This window comes from Anaeromyxobacter oryzae (assembly GCF_023169945.1).
Classification (GTDB): domain Bacteria; phylum Myxococcota; class Myxococcia; order Myxococcales; family Anaeromyxobacteraceae; genus Anaeromyxobacter; species Anaeromyxobacter oryzae.
On the sequence record NZ_AP025591.1, the window covers coordinates 1,189,423 to 1,212,409 of the forward strand.

The window sequence follows — 22,987 nt, forward strand, 5'->3', positions numbered from 1 at the left end:
GGTATCGAGCGCCCTCCATGGCCGAGACCACGACCACGAAGACCAAGAAGAAGGCCCCCGTCGCCAAGGGCGGCGGCAAGAAGGCCTGTACCGTCGCCGGCTGCAAGCGCGCGTACCGGGCGAAGGGCCTCTGCTTCTTCCACTACAAGAAGTTCCGCCGCGGCGAGCTCGAGTCGAAGCCGGCGCGCTACGACACGTGCTCCAAGCCCGACTGCAAGAAGAAGGTCGTGGCGCACGGCCTCTGCGAGGAGCACTTCCAGGCCTGGAAGAAGGCCCGGAAGAAGAACCAGGGCGCCGCTGCCGAGGCTGCCCCGGCTGCTCCCGCGGCCTAGCTCGTTCCGCCGTCGCGATCCGCGCCCAGCCGGAGCTGCCGCTCCAGCGCGCGGATCGCGGCGACCAGCAGCTCCACCTCGCGCTGCGTGGGATCCGCGCGCGCGAGGAGCCGCCTGAAGTCGGCGAGGATGTGCTCCGGGTTCTGCGGGTTCAGGTAGCCCGCGTGCCCGAGGAGCGCGCTCGCGCGCGCCCAGAGGGCCTCCACGGTCGCGTGCCGGGCCGGCTCCTCCGCCGGTCCAGCGGAGAGCGCGGCGCGGGGATCCGCCATCCGCAGCTCGTACGCGACGACCGCCACCGCCTGCGCGAGGTTCATCGAGTCGTACGCCGCCGTGGTCGGGATGGTGCAGACCGCCTGGCAGAGCTCGAGCTCGGCGTCCGACAGGCCCCGCCGCTCCTCCCCGAACACCAGCGCCACCTCCCCCGCCGCCGAGCGCCGGACGACCTCCGCCGCGAGGGCCCGGGGGTCGAGCCGCGGGCGCCCCTCGACCTCCCGCGAGGTGGTCCCGCACGTCCACGTGGCCGCGCCGAGCGCCGCGCGCAGGTCGCCGTGGAGCTCCGCCGCGTCGAGGAGCTCCGCCGCCTTCCGGGCGGTGCGCCGTGCGCGCGCCATCACGTCCTCGCCCGCCGTGCCCGGTCCCCCGCTCCGGGGCGGCCCCGCCCAGGCGGCCGGGGCGACGATCGAGAGCCGCGAGAGCCCGAAGTTCTTGAGGGCGCGGGCGACCGCCCCGACGTTCTCGGCGCTCTGGGGCCGGTGCAGCACGACCTTGATTTTTCGAGGTTCCATGTGCGTTCGGGACGTATAACATCGCCGCCATGATGACCGACGACATGCTGCGCGCGCAGCTGCCGCACACGCTCGAGAAGATCGATCTCCAGGGAGTCGGCGACCTGTACCGCGGGAAGGTCCGCGACAACTACAGCCGCGGCGATCGGATCGTGATGATCACGACCGATCGCATCTCCGCGTTCGACCACGTCCTCGGCACGATCCCGTTCAAGGGCGAGGTCCTCTCCCGCCTCACCGCGTTCTGGTTCGAGAAGGTGAAGGACCTCGCGCCGACGCACGTCCTCGACCTGCCCGATCCGAGCGTCATGGTCGTTAAGCGGGCGAAGGCGCTGCCCATCGAGATCGTCATCCGCGGCTACGTCACGGGGTCGCTCTGGCGCGACTACCAGGCCGGCAAGGCCGGCGCGTACGGGATCCAGTGGCCCGTCGGGCTCCGGAAGGACCAGAAGTTCGACCGGCCCATCATCACGCCGTCGACGAAGGCCGAGTACGGCAAGCACGACGAGCCGATCAGCGAGGCGGAGATCCTGAAGCAGGGCCTCGTCTCCCCCGAGCTCTGGAAGGAGGCGACCACCGTCGCCCACCGGCTGTTCCAGCGCGGGCAGGAGTGGGCGCTGTCCCGCGGGCTCATCCTCGTCGACACGAAGTACGAGATGGGGGTGGCCGAGGGGAAGCTCGTGGTCATCGACGAGATCCACACGCCGGACAGCTCGCGCTACTGGATCGCGGACGGCTACGAGGAGCGCTTCGCGAAGGGCGCGGAGCAGGAGATGCTCGACAAGGAGAACATCCGGCAGTGGCTCATCAAGGAGCACGGGTTCTCCGGGCACGGGAAGCCGCCGCCGCTCACCGACGACGTCCGCGTGATGCTCGCGCGGAAGTACATCGAGGTCTTCGAGCGGCTCACGGGGGAGCGCTTCGTGTCGGCGGTCGGGTCCGTCGAGGAGCGCATCAAGCGCAACCTCGCGGCGAAGGGCTACCTCGCCCGGGGCTAGCGTCTTGCCCGCGCGCGGCGCGACGCCGGCGATCCTCCTGCCGGGGCTCGACGGGAGCGGCCGGATGTACGGGCCGCTCGTCGCCGCCGCGCCGCGGGGCCTCGGGGTCAGGCTGGTCTCCTTCCCTCCGGACCAGCCGCTCGGCTACGACGACCTCCTCCCGCTCGCGCGCGCCGCGCTGCCCGCGCGCGGCCGGTTCGTGCTGCTCGCCGAGTCGTTCTCGGGGCCACTCGCGATCCGGCTCGCCGCGGAGCGGCCCCGCGGCCTCGTCGCCCTCGTCCTCGCCGCCACGTTCCTGCACCGGCCGCTGAATCCCATCCTCCACCCGCTCCGGGCGCTGGTCGGCGCGCGGATGTTCGGGCTGCCGATGCCCGGGGCCGCGGTCCGCCACTTTCTGGCCGGCCCGGACGCCCCGAACGCGATCGTGGACGAGGTGCGGCAGGCGATGGCCGCGGTGTCGCCGGAGGTCGTCGCGCACCGCTCGCGCGAGGCGCTCGAGGTGGACGTGCGGGAGACGCTCGCCCGCGTGGACGCGCCGCTCCTGTACCTCGCGCCGACCCGCGACCGCCTCATCCGGACCGACGTCGCGGACGAGATCCTGTCCATCCGGCCAGACGCGGAGGTCGCGCTCCTCGACGCCCCGCACATGATCCTCCAGCGCTGCCCGCACGCCTGCCTCGATCGCATCGAGGCCTTCCTCGCCCGCTCGGGCACGAGCTCGGGCGCGCTCGCCTAGCAGCCCGCTCGTCCCCTGCCCGCCTGGCCGGCGGCCCCCTCGGCGGCACCCGAATGGCCCGCGCGGTCCGTCGCGCACGGCGTCCGCCCAGCGGCTATCCGGATTCGCGATGGCAAGCCGACCCGGCGCCGCCCTCGAGCCGCTCCCGCGCCTCGCCACCGTGCCGGCCCGCAACGGTGGAACCGTCGCGCTCCTCCAGCGAATCACCGCGGCGCTCTCCCGCGCCGTCACGCCGGAGGACGTGGCGCGCGAGCTGGTGGAGCGCACGCGCGAGGCGTTCGGCGCGGACCAGGGCGGGCTCTGGCTCGTCGAGCCCGACGCGACCGCCGCGGTGCTGCGCTATGACACGGGCTACTCGCCCGCCGTGCGAGCACGCTACGAGCGGGTGGCGCTCGCCGGCGAGCCGCTCGGTCCGCTCGCGGACGCGATCGTCCACGGCGAGCCGGTGTTCGTCGAGTCACGCGACGCGGCGCTCTCCCGGTACCCGGTCATCGAGGAGGACACGGAGACGATCGCGCGCGCCGAGCTCGCGTTCGCGTGCCTCCCGCTCGAGGTCGAGGGGCGCACCATCGGCGCCGCGGCGCTCACCTTCCACGTCAGCCGGCGGCTCGACGACGAGGAGCGGACGCTGCTCGCCGTGCTGGCGCGGCTCGCGGCGCAGGCGCTCGCGCGCGCGCAGGTGCTCGAGTCGGAGCGGCGCGCGCGGGCGGAGGCCGAGGCGGCGCGGCGGCGGGCGGCGTTCCTCGCCGACGCGAGCGCCGTCCTCGCCTCCACGCTCGAATGGTCGGAGACGCTCGCGTCGGTGGCGCGGCTCGCCGTGCCCGCGGTCGCCGACTGGTGCTCCATCGAGCTGCCCGAGAGCCTCGCTCCGGGCGGGGAGCCGGTCGTGCTCGTCCACGCGGATCCCGCCAGGCTCGAGCTGGCGCGCGCGTGGCGCCGCCGGTGGCCGCCCGACCCCGAGGCCGGGAGCGGCGCGCCCGCCGTGATCCGGACCGGCCGCCCGGAGCTGCACGAGAGCGTGCCGGACGAGCTGCTCGTGGCCGCGGCGGTCGACGCGGAGCACCTGCGGGTCGCCCGCGCGCTCGGGATGACCTCGGCGATGGTGGTGCCGCTCTCCGCCCGCGGCCGGACGCTCGGCGCCGTCACGTTCGTCCTCGCGCACCCCGGCGCCCACTACGGCCCGGAGGACTTCGCGATGGCGCAGGAGCTCGGCCGCCGCGCCGGGCTCGCGCTCGACAACGCCCGCCTCTTCGACGAGGCGCAGCGGGCGGTGCGCGCCCGCGACGACGTCCTCGCGCTCGTGTCGCACGACCTCAAGAACCCGCTCGAGGCGGTGGCGCTCTCGGCCGCCCTCCTCCTGCGCAAGCCCGACCCCGCCCGCGTGCCGCGGTACGCCGAGACGATCGATCGTTCCGTCCGGCGCATGGACCGGCTCATCCGCGACCTGCTCGACGTCTCGAGCATGGACGCCGGACGCTTCCGGGTCGTGCCGAGGCCCGAGCGCCTCGGCGCCATCGTCGACGACGCCCTCGCCCTGCTCGCGCCGCTCGCGGTCGAGCGGGGGATCGCGCTCGCCGTCGAAGGCGGCGTGCCGGAGGAGATCCGCTGCGACCGCGAGCGGATCCTGCAGGTCCTCTCCAACCTCATCGGGAACGCGCTGCAGTTCACCCCGCCCGGCGGGCACGTGACCGTGCGCCTCGTCATGGACGCGGGCCGCGCGCGCGTCGCGGTGTCCGACGACGGGCCCGGCATCGCGCCCGAGGAGCTCCCGCGCCTGTTCGATCGCTACTGGCGGGGCCGCGGCTCGCGGCGCGGCACCGGGCTCGGCCTCTCGATCGCGCGCGGGATCGTGGAGGCGCACGGCGGCCGCATCCACGTCGAGAGCCAGCTCGGCGCGGGGAGCACCTTCACCTTCACCCTGCCGCGAGCGTGACCGTCAGCGGAGCCGCGCCTCCACGGCGCGCCGCGCCGGCTCGAGATCGTCCTCCGGCGCGAGCCACGCGGTGACGGGCAGCGGCTCGCCCGCGCGCGGCACGAGCACGATCCGGCGCAGGTGATCGTTCGTGCCCGGGCCGGCGGACGCCCGGGCCCACTCCGGCAGGGACGCGCCGCTCCGCGCCTCGAACGAGCGAGCGCGCGCTTCGGCGCTGCGCACCCGCGCCTCGCCGACGGTCTCCACGGTCGCTTTCACGAACTCGTCGAGCGCCCGCGACGCTCGCCGCTCGAACGGCGAGGCCGGCTCCACCGTCACCCGGCCGGCCCCGAGCCAGGCCCGCGTGGAGCGCCCGCCGAGGCCGACGAGCGCGACCGCCGCCCCTGCGAGCGCGGCCGCGAGGACCGGCCGGCGCCCCGCAGCGGCGAACCCGGCCGGCACGAGCAGCACCGCGGCGAGGACCGCCAGGACGTGCGGGCGCGCGAGACGGGTGACCACCGTGAGGGCGTCGCCGCGCTCGCTCATCCGGACCATCCCGATCTGGTGCCACGGCCCGGCGCGCTTCGCAAGCGCCGCCGCAGCGTTCAGCCGCCGCTCGCGATGGCGTAGTAGACGCGGAGCGCGGTGCCGCCGTCGGTCGCCATGGGGCCGGCGCCGTCTTGCCCGCGGTGGTGGTAGCGGGTGGCCTCCGCACCGATCGCGTGCGGACCCGCGATGCGGAACAGGATCCCCGCGGTCGCCTCGAGCACGAGCTCGGTCCCGTTGCCCGGCCCGTCGCCGACGAGGAGGTACTGCCGGAACGTCACGCCGCCGGAGACGCGCGGGTCGGCCCGGAGGCGAACGTCGAGGAGCAGCTGCTCGCCGGGACCGAACCGGTAGTCCCGCCCCTCCGGCAAGCTCGGGACGTGGCCCGCGGCCCCCATCAGCACGGCCGAGGCGATCCCGGTCGCCTCGAGCGCGAGGTGGGGTGCGAGCTCGGCGCGCCCGCTCGTGCCGACGCCGACCGCGGCCGTCGAGATGCGGTACGGACCCGTCGTGTCGAAGTCGTACGAGAGGAACAGCCCCCAGAGCCCGCGGACGTCCTGCTGCGGTTCGAGGCGCTCGCCCACGAGGAGCCCGCGCGCGCGGATCGTCGCGACGGGATCCGCGGCGGCGCCGTACGACGCCTCCAGCACGAAGTGATCGAACGGCTCGTCCAGCGTGAGGTCGGGATCCCCGGGCAGGCCCCACGTGAAGTCGATGCCGGCGTACGCACGGGGCGGGTTGGAGGTGGGCCAGTTCGCGCGCGGCGCGTCGCCGGCGATGCCGCCGAGCTCGAGGACCCACCGCGCCGAGGGCGGGGGTCGGTCGGTTCGCCCGAGCACGTGCGCGTTGATCGCGCTCATGGGCGAGAGGACGCCCGCGAGCACCTCGTTCACCGTCCCGCCGTCGGCGCGCAGCGCCTCCGCGAACCGCCAGAGCGCCTCGCCGAGCACGACGCCGGAGACGGAGGTCGTGATCTGATCGTTCACGCTCGGCGGCGTCGTCTCCCCCGTGAGCTCCCAGATCGCGCTCTGCACCACCGGGAACGCGGCGGACGTCCAGAACCCGAGGCCGGCCGAGCGCGCCGCCCCGTACGTCCAGGTCCCCTGGTACGCGTGGCCGAACTGGTTCACCCAGAACGTGTCGCCGTCGAGCACCCACGCGCTGCGCAGGTTGTTCCGGATCGAGTCCCCGGAGATCTTCGCCCACGGAGCCGCACCGACCCAGCGGTTCCAGGCCATCATCGAGACCTGCACCGCGGCCGCCTCCGAGATCGCGACGGCGAGGCGGCGCTCCTCCGACGGAACGCGCGGGAGCTGCATGGCGTCCCTCGTGACGGTGGCCCCGGGGACCGGGATGTCCACGCCGGGGATCTCGGGGCGAGGCGGGAGGACCGAGGTGACGAGCGAGCCGGTTCCTCCATCCGCCGTGGCCGGCACCTTGCCCTCGCGCGGCGGCAGAGGCTTCGAGACCTCGCTCGCGCGGCCCTCGGCTGCGCTCGTCTCCGCGCCCCCGGCCGCGCCGGACGAGTCGACCGCGCGCACCGGGGCGCTGACGACGGCCAGCGCCGCCGCCACGAGCGCGCGTGCACCGAAACGGACAGAGAACACGTCCCTCCTTGTTGCAAATGCCTCGCCGCCCCGCGAGCGCCCACCAGGGTGCGAATTCCGCACGGATCCTTCCCGCGCGGTGTTGGACTTCTGAACGAGCGGTCGCCTTTCCCGACAATCTGCGAGGCCAATACGCCAACCTCCCCCGCACCGGCGCGAGCCTGCGACAGGCACGCGCGGTGCACCTCGGATACGGCCGTGGCCCAACGACTACAGGGGGACCCCGGAGCGCCGGGCGGACGGGCGATTCGCCCCGCGGGCGCACACCGGCGGATCCCCCTCTCCCTGGCGGCGACCGCGCTCCTCAGCGCAGGCTGCGCCGCGCACCTCCCAAGGAACGACGAGCCGGTCGCATTCCTCGAACGGAGCACGGTCGCGGTCTCCTCCGACCGCCGCCAGGCGTTCGAGGCGCACCCGGCGCTGCACGTCCTGCTCTGGAACGGGCTGGATGCCCCGGAGCTCCTCGACGGGGGCGGGACCGCCGCGGTCCTGTCGCTGTCGTTCCTCGGCGACTTCCGCATCTGGCGCGACGCCTCGACGCCGGTCCGGACGCCCACGTACGAGCCTCGCGCGCGCCTCCAGCTGTTCCGGGTGGCGCGGCTCGGCGCGGCTCCGGGCGAGCCGTCCGACGCGCTCGAGGCGCACCGGCTCGTCGCCGCGCTCTCGTTCGACGTCGGGCACCGCTCCAACGGCGAGGAGGGCTGCGCCCTCGCCGATCACGTGCGCGACGGGAAGTCGGACTTCGCCTGCACGGCGACGACGGACCCTCCCTCGGACCGCCTCAACGTCCGCGACGGCTCCTTCACCACCAACTATGCGGGGGCCGGCGCGGCCCTCCGGTGGCTCCCGGCCCGCGGCGGCGCGCTCCCGGACGGCAGCGCGTTCACCGCGGCCGGCGGCGTCGAGTGGAACGTGCCCTGCGACCTCGGCGCGTGCATGCCGGCCGAGATGCGGGCCCGCTACGGCGCGGTGCGCGCGGCGTGGTCGCTCGAGGCGGAGCTCCCGGTGCCGGCGGCGCGCCTCTTCCCGGCGACGCGCGGCATCCGGGTCCGCGCGGGCGCCGAGGGCGCCGTCCACCTCGGGACGTCCGGGCGCGGTCCCTGGAGCGACTTCTCGGCGGAGGTGGCGGTGATGCGGGCGACGAGGGGTGGGCTCGACATGGGGCTCTTCCTCCGGCGCCACCAGGGGCCGGATTACCTCAACATCCACTTCGAGGAGCGGCTCGACGCCTGGACGTTCGGGCTCGTCGTCGACCCCGCGCCGCCCGACGCGCTCGACCCGCCGCGGCCGTGAGGCCGCGGCGGCTCACCGCCGCGCGCCGCCGTAGTCCGGAGCGAGCCCGAACCGCTTCAGCCGGTCGATGAGCGTCCCGCGCGACACGCCGAGCCGCCGCGCAGCCTCGGACTGGTTGCCGCCCGCGGCGGTCATCGCCCGGGCGATGATCCCGCGCTCCACGGCGTCGAGCTGCTCGCGGAGCGTGAGGGGGCGATCCGGCTCGCCCGGCGAGTCCCCCTCCACTCCGGCGTCGACCGCCGGCGGCGCGCCCGGCGGCGGCGCGGGCGGGGCGAGGCCCGGCGTGGGGTCGAGGGCATCCGGACCGATCTCGCCGCCGGTCGACAGCGCCACGAGGCGCGCGATGGTGTTCTCGAGCTGGCGCACGTTGCCGGGCCAGTCGGAGGCGGCGAGCCGGTCGACCAGGGCCGGCGCGAGGCGGGCGTCCTCGACGCCGAACCGCTCCGCGCACCGGCGCAGGAGCTCGCGCGCGAGCTCGGGGACGTCCTCGCGCCGCTCCCGGAGCGGCGGCACGACGAGCTCGACGACGGCGAGGCGGTAGTAGAGGTCCGCGCGGAAGCGGCCCGCCCGCGCCTCCGCCTCGAGATCGCGGTTCGTGCAGGCCACGATCCGGACGTCCACCTTCTCGAGGCGCCCGGCTCCGACCGGCTGGATCTCGCCGTCCTGGAGGGCGCGCAGGAGCTTCGCCTGGACGCCGGCGGGAAGCTCGCCGACCTCGTCGAGCACGAGCGTGCCCCCGTGAGCCTGCGCGAAGAAGCCGGAGCGTCCCTGGATCGCGCCGGTGAAGGCGCCGCGCACGTGGCCGAACAGCTCCGCCTCCGCCAGCTCCGGCGGGATCGCGGCGCAGTTGAAGCGGACGAGCGGTCCCGCCGCCCGCGGGCTCTCCGCGTGCAGCAGCGCGCCGACCAGCTCCTTCCCGACGCCGGTCTCGCCGCGGACCAGGACGGTCACGTCCTTCGGCGCGACCCGCCCCACCGCCTCGAGCAGCCGCCGCATCGGGGCCGAGCCGCCGATGATCCGCCGCCCGATGGCCTGCTCCGCGCGGAGGCGGCGGCTCTGCGCCCGGAGCGCGCGCGCCTCCGCCGCGCGGTCGATCACGACGGCCATCTCGTCCACGTCGAACGGCTTCGAGACGTACTCGTACGCGCCGGCCTTCATGGCCCGGACCGCGACGCGCTCGGAGCCATGGGCGGTGAGGAGCACCACCGGGAGCGCCTCGTCCCGCTCGCGGATCGCCCGGAGCAGCTCGAGCCCGTCCATCCCGGGCATCGCGAGGTCCGTGACCACCACGTCGGCGCCGTCGAGCCTCGGGAGCGCCTCCGCGCCGGACGAGACCGGGATCGCCTCGTGACCCTGCGCCCGGACGAGCTCGGCGAGCGCGGCGAGGACCGCGCCGTCGTCATCCACGAGCAGCACGCGCGCCATCGGCCCTCCCTCCCGCGCAGCGGACCGGCAGCGTCGCGAACGCGGTCGTGCCCCGGCCCGGCGCGCTCTCGTAGCGGAGGGTCCCGCCGTGCTGCACGAACGCGGCGCGCGCGAGGACGACGCCGAGCCCGGTGCCCCCGTCGCGCGTGGTGAAGAACGGCGTCCCGACGCGCGCGAGCACCTCGGGCGCCATGCCGCGGCCCGTGTCGCGCACGCGGATCGCCGCGGCGCCTTCCACGTGCGCCACCTCGACCTCCACCCGGCCCCCCCGCGGCGTGGCCTCCACCGCGTTCGCCACCAGGTTCAGGAGCGCCTCCTCGACGCGCCGCGGATCCGCGTCCACGACGGCGCTCCCGGAGAGCCCGAGCGCGACCCCGCCCTGCTCGGCGCGCGCGGAGACCGCCGCGAGCACGCCCTCGGCCACCGCGCCGAGCTCGAGCGCCTCGGGCTCGAGCGGCCGGAGCGGCCGGGAGAAGGACAGGTAGTCCTGGAGGATGTCCTGCATCCGGGTGATCTCGTGCTCGACGGTCTCCAGCCGTGCCCGGCTCGCGGCCTCCGCCGGGTTCCGCGCCCCGAGCTGCACGAGCGCCTTCACCGCGGTGAGCGGGTTCTTGAGCTCGTGCGCGACGGTCGCCCCGACCTCCTCGAGGTTGCGCGCCCGCTCGAGGGCGGCGCGGGCCGCGTCCTCGCGCGAGCGCAGGAACGCGTCCTGCGCGCGCCGGAGCGCGTGGGCCGTGAGGGAGACGTTCGTGCCGACCACGACCACCGCCACGAACAGGCCCGCGAGGACGATGAGCTCGTAGGTGGGCGACGGCACCCGCGGCCCGACCCAGGACGCCGGAAACGCGGCGAGCGCGAGCGCCACGCCGAACGTGACGACGCCCAGGACCGCGGAGCGCCGCGACGGACCGAGCACCGCCAGCCCCGCGAGGAACGGCACGACGTGGATCGCGACGAGCGGGCTCGCCAGGCCGCCCGTCATCGCGAGCTGGACGCCGCCGGTGAGGGCGAACGCGGACAGGTGCGCGAGCGCCGCAGGGCGCGGCCCGCGGCGCTCCCACCCGACGATGCCGTCGGCGGTGCGTGGCAGGCGGCGGAACAGCAGCAGCTCGAAGGCGGTCTGGACGAGGTAGCAGCCGGCCAGCACCGCGAGGCGCCAGCGCGGGTGCCCCGCGACCGCCAGGGCCGCGACGACGCCCCACATGACGGCGCCGTACGCGAGCTTCGAGAGGACGAAGCGGCGCGCGGGGTACACGGCGGCGCAGGGCGCCCAGTCGCGGCAGGGGACCACCTCACCCGGGAACGCAACTTCCGGGCCGGCGGCGCCGTCGCTCGGGCGCCCACGACCAGGGCCGGTATCGCGCGCGGGAGGGGCGGTCGGCACGCCGGCCGGTGTCGGCGGACCGAGCAATCCGTCCGGATCCTGAACGCCCGGCGCCGTCACCCGAGGCGCACCTACCCCTCTCCGAACACCCGCCGGAAGATCGTGTCCACGTGCTTCAGGTGGTAGTCGAGCGCGAAGCAGGCGTCGATCTCGGCGTCCGTGAGGACCTTCTTCACGTCGGCGTCGCGCTTCAGCGCGGTCCGGAAGTCGACCTTCTCCTCCCAGACCTTCATCGCGTTCCGCTGGACGAAGACGTAGCCCTCCTGCCGGCCGACGCCCTTCCCCACGAGGGCGAGGAGCACCCGCTGCGCCTCGTAGAGGCCGCCGGTCAGGTCGAGGTTCTCCTGCATGCGCTCGGGGTAGACGCGGAGGTTCTCGATCATCCCGGCGAAGCGGTGCAGCGCGAAGTCGAGGGCGATGGTGGCGTCCGGCCCGATCACCCGCTCCACGGAGGAGTGGCTGATGTCGCGCTCGTGCCAGAGCGCCACGTCCTCGAGCGCCGCGAGCGCGTAGCCGCGCAGCAGCCGGGCGATGCCGGTCAGGTTCTCGGAGAGGATGGGGTTCCGCTTGTGCGGCATCGCCGAGCTGCCCTTCTGCCCGGCGGTGAACGGCTCCTCCGCCTCGCGCACCTCGGTGCGCTGGAGGTGGCGGATCTCCGTGGCGTGCTGCTCGAGCGTCGCGCCGGCGAGGGCGAGGGCGGTGAAGAACTCGGCGTGGCGATCGCGATTCACGATCTGCGTCGCGGCGCCCTCCCCGCCCTCGAGCCCGAGCTGCTCCATCACGAAGGCCTCGACGCGGGGGTCCACGTTCGCGAACGTCCCGACCGCGCCGGAGATCTTGCCGACCGCGACGGTCTTCCCGGCCCGGGCGAGCGCGGCGCGGCGGCGCGACCACGCGTCGTACCAGCCGGCGAGCTTCAGGCCGAAGGTGACGGGCTCGGCGTGGATGCCGTGGCTGCGGCCCATCATCGGCGTGCGCTTGTGCTCGAACGCGCGCTTCCGCACCGCCGCCATCACCCGGTCCACGCCGGCGAGGAGGATCGCGGTCGCGTCCTCGAGCTGCACGGCGAACGCCGTGTCGTTCACGTCGTTCGAGGTCATCCCCTTGTGGAGGTGCCGGACGGCGGGGCCGCCCTTCTCCTCGAGGAAGGTGAGGAAGGCGATGACGTCGTGCTTGACGGTCTTCTCGATCTCGTCGATGCGGGCGACGTCGGCGGCCGAGAACTGGAAGCTCTCGAACGCCTTCTGCAGCGTCGCGAAGTCCTCCGCGGGCACCTCGCCGAGGCGGACCATCGCCTCGCAGGCGAGCAGCTCGACCTTCAGGGCGATGCCGAGCCGGTGCTCCGGCGACCAGACGCGGCCCATGTCGGGGCGGGTGTAGCGGGGGATCATGTTCTCCTCCGGTGAAGGCTACTGGTGTCCGGTCGAGCCGAACCCGCCGCCACCGCGGCCGCTGTCGGAGAGCGCGTCGGCGAGGGCGATCTCGGCGCGGACGACGGGGGCGATCACGAGCTGGGCGATGCGGTCGCCGCGGGCGAACGCGACCGGCGCCTGCCCGTGGTTCACGAGCAGGACGCCGACCTCGCCGCGGTAGTCCGAGTCGATGGTGCCCGGTGCGTTCACCATGCCCACGCCGTGGCGCAGGGCGAGGCCGGAGCGCGGCCGCACCTGCCCCTCGAAGCCCGGCGGGATCTCGACGGCGAGGCCGGTGGGGACGAGCCGCCGCTCGCCGGGGGCGAGCGTGACGGCCTCGTCGGCGCGGAGATCCATCCCCGCCGCGCCCGGGGTCTCGTACTTCGGGACGTCGAGCGCGGGGCCGCGGTTGCCGACGTGGCGGAACCGGAGAATCACAGGCGCCATCTTGGGTCCGCGGCCCCTCGTCGTCCTAGGACTTCGCCGGCTCCGCGGGGGCGCCCTCGGCCTTCTTGCCGGCGGCCTCCGCGAGCGCCTCCTTGCGGCTGAGGCGGATCTTCCCGGAGCGGTCCACGGAGATGACCTTCACGAGCACCTCCTCGCCCTCGCTGAGGACGTCGGAGACGCTCTTCACCCGCTTGTCCGAGAGCTCGGAGATGTGGATGAGGCCGTCGGTGCCCGGGAAGATCTCCACGAAGGCGCCGAACTCGGCGATCTTCCGGACCGTGCCGAGGTAGGTCTTCCCGACCTCGGCCTCCTGGGTGAGGTTGCGGATCATCTTGATCGCTTCCTCGACCTTCTCGTTGTTCGGGCTGGCGATCGAGACCGAGCCGTCGTCCTCGATGTTGATCGAGGTGCCGGTGCGGGCGGTGATGTCCTTGATGGTCTTTCCGCCGGGGCCGATGATGTCCTTGATGCGCTCCGGCCGGATCTTGATGGTCGTGATGCGCGGCGCGTAGGCGCTGATCGAGGCGCGCGGCGCCTGGATCGACTTCGCCATCTCGCCGAGGATGTGCTTGCGACCCTGCGCGGCCTGCGAGAGCGCCTTCTCGAGGATCTCGCGGGTCACGCCGCCGATCTTGATGTCCATCTGGATCGACGTGATGCCGTCGGCCGTGCCGCAGACCTTGAAGTCCATGTCGCCGAGGTGGTCCTCGTCCCCGAGGATGTCGGAGAGGATGGCGATCTTCTCGCCCTCCTTGATGAGGCCCATCGCGATGCCGGCCACCGGCGCCTTGATCGGCACGCCCGCGTCCATGAGCGAGAGGCACCCGCCGCACACCGACGCCATCGACGAGGAGCCGTTCGACTCCATGATGTCGGAGACGATCCGGACCGTGTACGGGAACTTGTCCTCGGTCGGCATCACCTGCCGGAGCGCGCGCTCGGCGAGGGCGCCGTGGCCGATCTCGCGGCGGCCGGGGGACCGGAGGAACTTCACCTCGCCGACGGAGAACGGCGGGAAGTTGTAGTGCAGCATGAACTTCTTGAACGTCATGCCGGTGAGCATCTCGACGCGCTGCTCGTCCTCGGCGGTGCCGAGGGTGGTCGCGACGAGCGCCTGGGTCTCGCCGCGGGTGAAGAGCGCCGAGCCGTGCACGCGGGGGAGGAGGCTCACCTCGCAGGTGATCTTCCGGATGTCGGCCATCCCGCGGCCGCCGATCCGCCGACCCTCGTCGGTGATCATCTTGCGCATGTACTCGTACTTCACGTCCTCGTAGTAACCCTTGATCTCCTTCTCGCGGACGGCGACGTTCGCGAGCTTGAGCGGGTCGCCTGCGGCCTCCTCCTTGAGGGCGGCCATCAGCTCCTTCTTGATCTCCGAGAGCCGGCCGTAGCGGTCGTGCTTCTCGTTCCGGCCGTAGGCCTCCTTCACCTTCTCCCAGGTGAGGGCCTTCACCTTCGCCTTGAGCTCGACGTCGTTCTTCGGCGGGTCGAAGGCGCGGCGCGGCTTGTCGCCGGTCGCGGCGCGGAGCGCGTCCTGTGCGTCGAGGAGCCCCTTCACCTCGGCCTGGCCGAAGAGGAGCGCGTCGACCATCACGGCCTCGCTCACCTCGTGGGCGCCGCCCTCGACCATCACGATCGCGTCGCGGGACGCGGCCATGATCACGTCGAGGTCGCACTCCGCGCGCTGCGCGAGCGTGGGGTTCGCGACGAACTGGCCGTTCAGGCGGCCGACGCGAACGCCGGCGATGGGGCCGTTGAACGGGATGTCGGAGATGTGGAGCGCCGCCGACGCGCCGGTGAGGGCGAGGACGTCGGTGTCGTTCTCCTGATCGAACGAGACGACGGTCGCGATGATCTGCGTCTCGTTCGAGTAGCCCTCGGCGAACAGCGGCCGGCAGGAGCGGTCGACGATGCGGGAGGTCAGCGTCTCCTTCTCGGTCGGACGGCCCTCGCGGCGGAAGTAGCTGCCCGGCACGCGGCCGGCGGCGAAGAGCTTCTCCTGGTAGTCCACCGTGAGCGGGAAGAAGTCGATGCCTTCCTTCTTCTCGGCCGCGGAGACCGCCGTGACGAGGACGATCGAATCGCCCTGGCGGATCCAGATCGCGCCGTGCGCCTGCTTCGCGATCTTGCCCGTCTCGAGGGTGATTTCCTTCCCGCCGACGGTGGCGGACTTCTGGATGGGGGTCATGTGCACCTTCCTGGCCGGCGCGCGATGGCGCACGGCACGTGGTCCCGCGGCGGCCGGTTCACGCCCTCGGGATCCAGGAGGCGCCTCTGTTCCTCACTCCGCCGCCTCTCCGTCGAGGAGAGGCGGCCCAGTCGGAAACGGAAGCGTCTGCTCGGTCCCTCGCGCGGCCCGGTCCGGCGGGCGCGTTCACTCCAACTTCATTCGCGCCTCCGTCACCGGAAAGCGCGAGCGCCCCGGCCGGTGTGGCCGAGGCGCCGTTCCCGACCCCGCCTACTTGCGGATGCCGAGCTGATCGATGAGGGTCTTGTAGCGACCCTGATCCGCCGTCTTCAGGTAGTCGAGGAGGCGGCGCCGCTGGCCGACGAGCTTCAGCAGGCCCCGGCGGCTGTGGTGGTCCTTCTTGTGCGTCTTGAAGTGCTCGGTGAGGTACGCGATCCGCTCGCTGAGCAGCGCCACCTGGACCTCGGGAGACCCGGTGTCCTTGTCGTGCCGCTTGTACTTCGAGACGAGCTCCTGCTTCTTCTCCTGGACCAGCGCCATAGCGTGCTTCCTTTCGGGGTTCGGGCTCACCACAGCGGGGGCGAAGGCGCGCGCCTCGGGCCGCAGGGAGCCTCTCGTGAAAGCGGGGTCTTAAGCCATCCGACGGGAGGAGTCAACGATCCTGGCCGGCGCTCGGCGGCCGGAGGTCGGACGGACCGAGGAAGACGCGCAGCGGGCGGAGCCGGCCCTCGCCCGGTCCGCAGACCGCCACGAGGCGGCCGTCCGGCCCCAGCGCGCGGGTCGTCCCGGGCGGGCCGGGCGGGCGCGCGACGGGCCGCCCGTGGACCAGGTCCCATGCGTCGCGCGCGGTGAGGGCGGTCGCGGGCAGGAACCCGAGCGCCGCCGCGAGCGGGACGAGGCGCGCCCGGAGCGCGTCCGCGCCCTCGGCGCGCGCCAGCGCCTCCGCGGCCTCGAGCGGGATCGCCTGCTCGAGACCGAAGCCGCTCGCCATCGTGCGCCGGAGCGCGGCGAGGTGGGCCGGCACGCCGACGGCGCGCCCGAGGTCCGCCGCGAGCGTCCGGACGTAGGTGCCCTTCCCGCAGCGCACGCGCAGCCGCGCGAGGGCGATCCCGTCGATCGGCGGCGCGAGGTCCACCACCTCGAGCGCGTCCACCCTCACCCGCCGCGGGGCACGCTCGACGGCCTCGCCCGCCCGCGCGGCCACGTGCAGGCGGCGGCCGCCGACGCGGACCGCCGAGTACATCGGAGGGACCTGGTCGATCCAGCCGACGAGGGTCGCGGCCGCGGCCCGGAGCGCGTTCAGCGTGACGCCGGACGGGTCGCCGCGGGCGATCACCTCGCCCTCCTGATCCTCGGTGGCGGTCGCCGCGCCGAGCGCCACGGTCGCCTCGTACGCCTTGTCCCCATCGACGAGGAACTGCTGCAGCTTCACCGCGTCGCCGGCGCAGACGGCGAGGACGCCCGTCGCGGCGGGATCGAGCGTGCCCGCGTGCCCGGCGGTGGCGACGCCGAGCGCGCGCTTCACGCGCTTCACGACCTCGAAGCTCGTCGGGCCGGCCGGCTTGTCGACGACCAGCACCCCGGAGGTTCCCGACAAGGGTCAGCTCCGATCGTCGCCGGAGCCGCCGGCGGGCGCGGGCGCGGCCGCCCGCTCCGCGTCCTGCGCCTTCGCCTCGCGCAGCAGCCGGTCGATGCGGTCGCCGCGCGCGACGGACTCGTCGTAGACGAACCGCAGGTGCGGCGTGTGCCGGAGCTTCAGGTGCCGCGAGGCCTCGCGCTGCAGGTACGTCGCCGCGGCGCGGAGCCCCTCGAGCGTCTGCTCGCGCTCCTTCTCCTCGCCGTGGATCGAGACGTACACCGTGACCTCCTTGAGGTCGGGCGACATCTTCGCGCCGGTCACCGTGATGAACCCGGTGATCCGCGGATCCTTGAGGCCGCGGGCGAGGAGCTCGGAGAGCGCGTGCCGGAACTCCTCGGCGACGCGGGCGGGCCTGTTGTGGGTGCTCACGTTTCGTTCCCTTCGTCGTCGGTCCAGCGCGGCCGCGGCCTCGGCCGCGGGATCGCGGGCGCCACCGGCGGCTCGCCCACCTCGTCCCGGTCCTCCCAGGGCGCGGCGCCCTCCGCCTCCGCGAGCGTCCGCATCGAGCCCTCGCCGATGCCGTCGCCGTACGGCACGATCTCGATGTCGCGGGCGGTGACGAGGATCTGGCCGCCGTGCATCGACGAGACGAAGTCCGCGACCTTGTCGAGGACCTCGTTCACGAACGCGTGATCGTTCCCGACCGCGGCGACGCCGACCACGCTCTTCTGCCAGAGGTCGTTCTCGGCGACCTCGGCGATCGAGACGTTGAACTTGGCCTTCACGCGGTCGATCGCCGAGCGGAGGAGGTGCCGCTTCGACTTGAGCGACCCGGGTTCCGGGAGGTGGACGGTGAGGCGGAGCACTCCGACGAACATGATCGTGCCCCCTCACCCCAGGCCCTCTCCCCCGGCGCTTCGCGCGGGGGGAGAGGGAGGATGATCTAGTCGAGAGACTGGCGGATCTCCTCCAGCTCGTACACCTCGAGGATGTCGCCCGGCTTCACGTCGCTGAAGTTCTCGACGCCGATGCCGCACTCGAACCCCTGGGCGACCTCGCGCACGTCGTCCTTGATGCGCTTGAGCGAGCCGATCTTGCCGTTGAAGACCACCTTGCGGTCGCGGAGCACGCGGACGTGGCCGGTGCGCTTCACGATGCCCTCGGTCACGGCGGAGCCGGCGATGGTGCCGACGCGCGGGATGTTGAAGACCTGGCGGACCTCGGCCTTCCCGAGCGGCTTCTCCTTGATGATGGGCTCGAGCAGCGCCGCCATCTCCTCGCGGATCTTGTCGACGGCCTCGTAGATGATGTCGAAGAGCAGGATCTTCACGCCCTGCTGGCTCGCGATGTTGTCGACCTTCGTCTCGGGCTTCGTGTTGAAGCCGACGATGATGCCGTTGCCGGCCGCCGCGGTGAGGACGTCGGACTCGGTGATGGCGCCGACGCCGGAGTCGAGGACCTTCACCCCGACCTTCTTCGTCGCCGCCTTCTGGAGCGCCTGGGTCACGGCCTCGGCCGAGCCCTGCACGTCCGCCTTCACGACGATGTTCAGCACCTTGCCGCCGCCGCTCTTCGCCTTCGCGAAGAGGTCCTCGAGCGTCGCCTTCTTGACGCTGCCGAGCTCCTTCTGGCGGGCCTTCTCGGCGCGGTGCTGGGCGACCTCCTTGGCCGACTTCTCGTCCTCGACGACGTTGAACTCGTCGCCCGCGACCGGCACGCCGGACAGGCCGAGCACCTCCACCGGGTAGCCCGGCGGGACGTCGTTCACGTGCTCGCCGCGCTCGTTCATCATGGCGCGCACGCGGCCGTAGTGGATGCCGGTGACGAGCGCGTCGCCGACGCGGAGCGTTCCCTCCTCGACGAGCACGGTCGCGACCGGGCCGCGGCCCTTCTCGAGCTTCGCCTCGATGACGCGGCCGGCGGCGAGCTTCTCCGGGTTGGCCTTGAGCTCGAGGACCTCCGACTGCAGCGAGATGTACTCGAGCAGCTCGGGGATGCCCTGCTTCGTCCGGGCGGAGACCGGCAGCATGATGGTCGTGCCGCCCCACTGCTCGGCGACGAGCTCGTACTCGGTGAGCTGCTGCATCACGCGCTCGGGCGTGGCGCCCGGCTTGTCGATCTTGTTGATGGCGACGAGGATCGTGACGCCCGCGGCCTTGGCGGCCTTGATGGACTCCACGGTCTGCGGCATCACGCCGTCGTCGGCGGCCACCACGAGGACGACGAGGTCGGTCACCTGGGCGCCGCGCTGGCGCATCGCGGTGAAGGCCTCGTGGCCGGGGGTGTCGAGGAAGGTGATCGGCCCGTGCTGCGTCTGCACGTTGTACGCGCCGATGTGCTGGGTGATGCCGCCCGCCTCGCCGGCCGCGACGTCCGCCTGGCGGATCGCGTCGAGCAGCGACGTCTTGCCGTGGTCGACGTGGCCCATCACGGTGACGACCGGCGGCCGGAGCACGAGCTTCGACTCGTCCTCCGCCACCTCCGGGATGAACTCCTCGACCTCGAAGCCCTTCTTCTCGACCGTGTAGCCGAAGTCGGTCGCCAGGAACGCGGCGGTGTCCGCGTCGATCTGAGCGTTGATCGTCGCCATCTTCCCGGCCTGCATCAGCTTGCGGATGAGGTCGGACGCCTTCACGCCCATCGCCTGGGACAGCTCCGAGACGGAGATGGACTCCTCGACCCGGATGACCTTCTTGTGCTCGGCCTTCTCGGTGATCTGCGTCTTGGCTCCCTTCTTCGTGGGCTTCTTCTTCTTGCCGCGGATCGGGATGTAGGCGCGATCGCTGATCGCGGCCTGGAGGAGCTCCTTGCCGCTGAGGTTCTTGGCGGCCTCCTCCGAGACCGGGCGGCCCGTGCTGCGGCCGCGCTTGTTCTTGTCGCGCGAGACGTCGATGAACTCGCGCTCGCGACCGAGGGAGCCGGGGACGACCTTCAGCTCGCGAACCGGGCCGAGCGCGCGCGGGCCCGGCGCGGCCGGGTACGCGGAGCGCGACGTCGTGGGCGGGGTCACGCGCCGGACCGGGACGGTCGGGCGGGAGATGACGACCGCCTGCGTGGACGTCGGACGGAGCGTGCGGGGATCGACGGCGGGCTGCGCCGGCGCCGTCGGGGCGTGCGGCGCGGCGGCCATCGGCGCGCCGGGGCGCGCGGGACCCGCCGCGGGCGCACCGGGCCGCGGCGCGGAGGGCAGCGGCATGCCGGGACGCGGCGGCTGCGCGGCGGCCGGGACCGGCGCGGTCGGCGCGGTCACGGGCGCGGCGGTCGCGGGCGCGGAGACGGGCGCCGGCGCGGGCTCGCCGGTCGTCGCGGGAGCGGCGGGCGCCGCCGGAGCGCCGGGCGACGCCGGCGCCTGCGCGGCGAGTGCGGGGGCCTCGGCGGGCGCGGCGGGCTGCTCGACGGAGGGCGCCGGCGCCGGCTCGGGCGCGCCGGCCTCGGCGGGCGCCGCCTCTGCGGCGAGATCCGCGGGCGCCGGCTCGGCCTCGTACACGGGCTGCGGCTCGGGCGCGGGCGGCGGAGAGATGACGGTCGGCGGCTCGACGTGCGCACGCTTCCGCACGACGAACCCGGGGCCGGTCGCGCGCACGGGCGCGGGCTTCGGCTTCCGCTCGGCGACGATCTTCTCGTACGCGGCGTGAGCCTGATCGTCCTCGAGGGAGGACGAGTGGCTCTTGACCTCGTGGTAGCCGAGCGCGTGGAGCTTGTCGACGAGCTCCTGGTTGGAGAGCTCGATCCCCTGCTCCTTCAGCTGCTTGGCGAGCTCATGGACCCGCTTCTTGGACATTGTGCTGACTCCTAATCCTTACGGGGATTTCCCGTCAACTCGACCCGCAGCGCGGCGGCGTCCGGCTGCACGCCATCCACCCGGAGGGCGCGCCCGAAGGCGCGACGCTTCACCGCTCGCTCGATGCAGGGCGCGGCTGCGTGTAGCCAGGCCCCCCGGCCGCCGCTCCGCGCCCGATCCACGACCACGCGCGAGCCGGCCGCCACCACGCGGACGAGCTCCGCCTGGGCGGCCTTGCCGCCGCAGCCGACGCAGGTGCGGATCGGGGCGGACGTCATTCCTGCTAGGCCCCCGTCCCCTGCTTCGCCTTCTCGGCGTCGAGCTCCGCGCGCAGCTTCGCCTCCTCCTCGAGGTAGACGCCGACCGCGTGCTTGATCTGCCGGGCCTTCTTGATCCCGAGGCCGCTCGAGTCGGCGAGCTTCATCATGTCCGCCTCGTTGTGGACGGCCTCGACGGTCGGGTACCCGGCGAGCTTGAGCTGCTCGATGGTCTTCTCGCCGACGCCGCGCACGCGCGCGAACCGCTCCTCCTGCGTGAGGCCGTCCGGGTGCCGGCGGGCCTCGGCGATGCGGGCCGCCTCGCGCTCCTGCTCGAGGCGCATCTCCTTCTCCGCGTCGACGATGGACTGCTCGCGCGCCTGCTTCTGCAGGTCGGGGATCATGTCCATGGTGAAGCCGGGGAACTGCGTCAGCATCTCGGGCGCCGCGTTCGCGACGTCCTGCGCCTTCCGGAAGCCGTGCGCGTACAGCATCTCCTGGGTGGACTCGGGGATGCCGAGCGCCGTGAAGCTCTCGATGGCGAACTCGTGCATCTCCTTCACGCGCGACTCGGAGTTGATGTCGAGCTTCCAGCCGGTGAGCTGGGACGCGAGCCGCACGTTCTGGCCGCGGCGGCCGATGGCCAGCGAGAGCTGGTCGTCGGGCACGATGATCTCCATCGCCCGGTTCTGGTCGTCGAGGAGGACGCGGGACACCTCGGCCGGCGCGAGCGCGTTGCAGACGAACCGCGCCGGATCCTCGTCCCAGGGCACGATGTCGATCTTCTCGCCGCGGAGCTCCTGGACGACGGCCTGGACGCGGCTGCCCTTCATGCCGACGCAGGCGCCCACCGGATCCACGTCCGAGTCGCGGGAGCTGACCGCGATCTTCGCGCGGCCGCCCGGCTCGCGAGCCGCCGCCTCGATGACGACGACGCCCTCGGCGATCTCCGGGACCTCCATCTCGAACAGCTTCTTCAGGAGCTCGACCGAGGCGCGGGACAGGATGATCTGCGGCCCCTTCGACTCGCGGAGCACGTCCATCACGAACGCCTGGATCCGGTCGCCGGCGCGGTAGCTCTCGCGCGGCACCTGCTCGCGCACGGGGAGCACCGCCTCGGCCCGGCCGAGGTCGACGATCACGTTGCCGCGCTCGAACCGGCGGACGATGCCGGTGATGACCTCGCCCTTGCGGTCCTTGTACTCGTTGTAGACGTTCTCGCGCTCGGCGTTGCGCGTGCCCTGGATCATGACCTGCTTCGCGGTCTGCGCGGCGATGCGGCCGAACGACCGGCGGTAGGTCTTGAGCTTCAGGAGGTCGCCCCACTGCTCGTCCTGGGCGCGCGCCTCGGCCTCGTCCTCGGGCCGGTAGTAGATGGGGAAGTCCAGCTCGTCGCCGGGCTCGACCTCGATCCCCTTCGCGTGGGCGACGGTCACCGGGATCATGTTCACCGGGTCGGGGAGCGGGTTCTCCTCGGTGGGATCCGCGACGATCGTGAGGACCTGGAAGAGATCGACCTGCCCCTTCTCCTCGTCGTACCGGGCCTTGATGTTCCGCTCGAGCCCGAAGTGGCGCTTGCCCGCGTTCGTGATGGCCTCCTCGAGGATCTCCACGAGGCGCGGCCGGTCGAGCCCCTTGTCCTTGGCGACCTGGTCGAGGATGAGGTTCAGGTTCACGTTCTGCTGCATGGGCTCAGTCCTTCCTCCGGAGATCCGCCTCGGCGTCGTACTCGAGGTGGGCCTTCGCGATCTGATCGTGCGGGACGCGGTGCAGGACGCCGTCGACGTCGATCTCGACGGCGCCGTCCCTGAAGCCCTTCAGGACACCGGTCCAGTGCTTGCGGCCCGGCGAGCCGGGCGCGGTGCCGGCGACGGGCCCGTACGACTTCACGTGCGCGCGCTGTCCGGCGTAACGGTCGAAGTCCTGCGGCTTCCGGAGCGGCCGGTCGAGGCCGGGCGACGAGACCTCGAGGTCGTACGCCGGCTCGATGAAGTCCTCGACGTCGAGGATCGGCTCGATGGTGCGCGACACCGACTGGCAGTCGTCGATGACCACGCCGCCGGGCTTGTCGATGAACACCCGGAGCGTCCAGCGCCCCGCGAGGCGGAGCCACTCCACCTCGACGAGCTCGAAGCCGTCGCGAGCCAGGATGGGCTCGAGGAGGCTCCGCGCCTGCTCCGCGATGGACTGTTCTCCGATTCCCGTCATGGACCCCAAAAAACGAAAAAGTGGGCGACGCGGCCCACTTTCGTAACCCGGTGAAACCCGGGGGCGAAAATGTCGGCGTGTAGGTAACAGAAGGACG

Annotated in this window: 21 protein-coding genes; 5 read left to right on the forward strand and 16 right to left on the reverse strand. The window is 73.2% G+C overall.

Annotated features, from left to right (window positions below; all coding sequences use genetic code 11):
* Positions 1 to 17 precede the first annotated feature (17 nt).
* A complete protein-coding gene (locus AMOR_RS05080) occupies positions 18 to 332 on the forward strand; it encodes a hypothetical protein (protein WP_248359123.1) in 315 nt (104 codons plus the stop codon).
* Here the strand turns inward: AMOR_RS05080 and AMOR_RS05085 are convergent.
* Positions 329 to 1,117 carry an RNA methyltransferase gene (locus tag AMOR_RS05085; protein ID WP_248359125.1) on the reverse strand — a complete coding sequence of 263 codons (789 nt, stop codon included), beginning with the start codon at positions 1,115 to 1,117 and terminating at the stop codon, positions 329 to 331. The two genes, AMOR_RS05080 and AMOR_RS05085, sit on opposite strands and share 4 nt — an antisense overlap.
* Positions 1,118 to 1,146: 29 nt before the next feature.
* Between AMOR_RS05085 and AMOR_RS05090 the strand changes: the two genes are divergently transcribed.
* The 3 genes from AMOR_RS05090 to AMOR_RS05100 all read left to right on the forward strand — a co-directional run bounded on the left by AMOR_RS05090 (position 1,147) and on the right by AMOR_RS05100 (position 4,784).
* Complete coding sequence (locus AMOR_RS05090) at positions 1,147 to 2,115, forward strand: phosphoribosylaminoimidazolesuccinocarboxamide synthase (protein ID WP_248359127.1); 969 nt, start codon at positions 1,147 to 1,149, stop codon at positions 2,113 to 2,115.
* Positions 2,116 to 2,119: 4 nt separating this feature from the next.
* On the forward strand, positions 2,120 to 2,851 hold the full coding sequence (locus tag AMOR_RS05095; protein ID WP_248359128.1) for an alpha/beta fold hydrolase: 732 nt from the start codon (positions 2,120 to 2,122) through the stop codon (positions 2,849 to 2,851).
* Between the two features lie 109 nt (positions 2,852 to 2,960).
* Positions 2,961 to 4,784, forward strand: coding sequence for a sensor histidine kinase (locus AMOR_RS05100; protein ID WP_248359130.1), 1,824 nt, complete (start codon positions 2,961 to 2,963; stop codon positions 4,782 to 4,784).
* A 3-nt stretch (positions 4,785 to 4,787) separates the two neighbouring features.
* Here AMOR_RS05100 and AMOR_RS05105 read toward each other — a convergent pair whose 3' ends face one another.
* A complete protein-coding gene (locus AMOR_RS05105) occupies positions 4,788 to 5,309 on the reverse strand; it encodes a hypothetical protein (protein WP_248359132.1) in 522 nt (173 codons plus the stop codon).
* Positions 5,310 to 5,368: 59 nt separating this feature from the next.
* Positions 5,369 to 6,916 (reverse strand): DUF3943 domain-containing protein, encoded by a 1,548-nt coding sequence (locus AMOR_RS05110; protein WP_248359135.1) that lies wholly within the window; start codon positions 6,914 to 6,916, stop codon positions 5,369 to 5,371.
* 198 nt (positions 6,917 to 7,114) lie between these two features.
* Here AMOR_RS05110 and AMOR_RS05115 point away from each other — a divergent pair, with 198 nt between their 5' ends.
* Positions 7,115 to 8,209 carry a hypothetical protein gene (locus tag AMOR_RS05115; protein WP_248359138.1) on the forward strand — a complete coding sequence of 365 codons (1,095 nt, stop codon included), beginning with the start codon at positions 7,115 to 7,117 and terminating at the stop codon, positions 8,207 to 8,209.
* A gap of 12 nt (positions 8,210 to 8,221) precedes the next feature.
* On the opposite strand, the gene AMOR_RS05120 is transcribed toward AMOR_RS05115, so the two are convergent.
* The 13 genes from AMOR_RS05120 to AMOR_RS05180 all read right to left on the reverse strand — a co-directional run bounded on the left by AMOR_RS05120 (position 8,222) and on the right by AMOR_RS05180 (position 22,890).
* Positions 8,222 to 9,634, reverse strand: coding sequence for a sigma-54-dependent transcriptional regulator (locus tag AMOR_RS05120; protein WP_248359141.1), 1,413 nt, complete (start codon positions 9,632 to 9,634; stop codon positions 8,222 to 8,224).
* Positions 9,609 to 10,925, reverse strand: coding sequence for a sensor histidine kinase (locus tag AMOR_RS05125; RefSeq protein WP_248359144.1), 1,317 nt, complete (start codon positions 10,923 to 10,925; stop codon positions 9,609 to 9,611). Before AMOR_RS05125 ends, AMOR_RS05120 begins: the two co-directional genes overlap by 26 nt.
* 164 nt (positions 10,926 to 11,089) lie before the next feature.
* Positions 11,090 to 12,409 carry an adenylosuccinate lyase gene (gene purB / locus AMOR_RS05130; RefSeq protein ID WP_248359147.1) on the reverse strand — a complete coding sequence of 440 codons (1,320 nt, stop codon included), beginning with the start codon at positions 12,407 to 12,409 and terminating at the stop codon, positions 11,090 to 11,092.
* Positions 12,410 to 12,427: 18 nt separating this feature from the next.
* On the reverse strand, positions 12,428 to 12,877 hold the full coding sequence (dut, locus tag AMOR_RS05135; protein ID WP_248359150.1) for a dUTP diphosphatase: 450 nt from the start codon (positions 12,875 to 12,877) through the stop codon (positions 12,428 to 12,430).
* 25 nt (positions 12,878 to 12,902) lie between these two features.
* On the reverse strand, positions 12,903 to 15,065 hold the full coding sequence (gene pnp, locus AMOR_RS05140; protein WP_248359153.1) for a polyribonucleotide nucleotidyltransferase: 2,163 nt from the start codon (positions 15,063 to 15,065) through the stop codon (positions 12,903 to 12,905).
* A gap of 270 nt (positions 15,066 to 15,335) precedes the next feature.
* Positions 15,336 to 15,605, reverse strand: coding sequence for a 30S ribosomal protein S15 (gene rpsO / locus AMOR_RS05145; protein WP_248359155.1), 270 nt, complete (start codon positions 15,603 to 15,605; stop codon positions 15,336 to 15,338).
* Positions 15,606 to 15,717: 112 nt separating this feature from the next.
* Positions 15,718 to 16,662 carry a tRNA pseudouridine(55) synthase TruB gene (gene truB / locus AMOR_RS05150; protein WP_248359157.1) on the reverse strand — a complete coding sequence of 315 codons (945 nt, stop codon included), beginning with the start codon at positions 16,660 to 16,662 and terminating at the stop codon, positions 15,718 to 15,720.
* A 3-nt stretch (positions 16,663 to 16,665) separates the two neighbouring features.
* Positions 16,666 to 17,073, reverse strand: a complete 408-nt coding sequence (rbfA, locus tag AMOR_RS05155; protein WP_248359159.1) for a 30S ribosome-binding factor RbfA — start codon at positions 17,071 to 17,073, stop codon at positions 16,666 to 16,668.
* Entirely contained in the window at positions 17,070 to 17,522 is a 453-nt protein-coding gene (locus AMOR_RS05160; RefSeq protein WP_248359161.1) for a DUF503 domain-containing protein, read from the reverse strand. Before AMOR_RS05160 ends, rbfA begins: the two co-directional genes overlap by 4 nt.
* Before the next feature lie 65 nt (positions 17,523 to 17,587).
* On the reverse strand, positions 17,588 to 20,425 hold the full coding sequence (infB, locus tag AMOR_RS05165; protein WP_248359163.1) for a translation initiation factor IF-2: 2,838 nt from the start codon (positions 20,423 to 20,425) through the stop codon (positions 17,588 to 17,590).
* An 11-nt stretch (positions 20,426 to 20,436) separates the two neighbouring features.
* Complete coding sequence (locus AMOR_RS05170) at positions 20,437 to 20,703, reverse strand: YlxR family protein (protein WP_248359165.1); 267 nt, start codon at positions 20,701 to 20,703, stop codon at positions 20,437 to 20,439.
* A gap of 5 nt (positions 20,704 to 20,708) precedes the next feature.
* Entirely contained in the window at positions 20,709 to 22,370 is a 1,662-nt protein-coding gene (gene nusA / locus AMOR_RS05175; protein WP_248359168.1) for a transcription termination factor NusA, read from the reverse strand.
* A 4-nt stretch (positions 22,371 to 22,374) separates the two neighbouring features.
* Positions 22,375 to 22,890, reverse strand: coding sequence for a ribosome maturation factor RimP (locus tag AMOR_RS05180; RefSeq protein WP_248359170.1), 516 nt, complete (start codon positions 22,888 to 22,890; stop codon positions 22,375 to 22,377).
* Positions 22,891 to 22,987 lie beyond the last annotated feature (97 nt).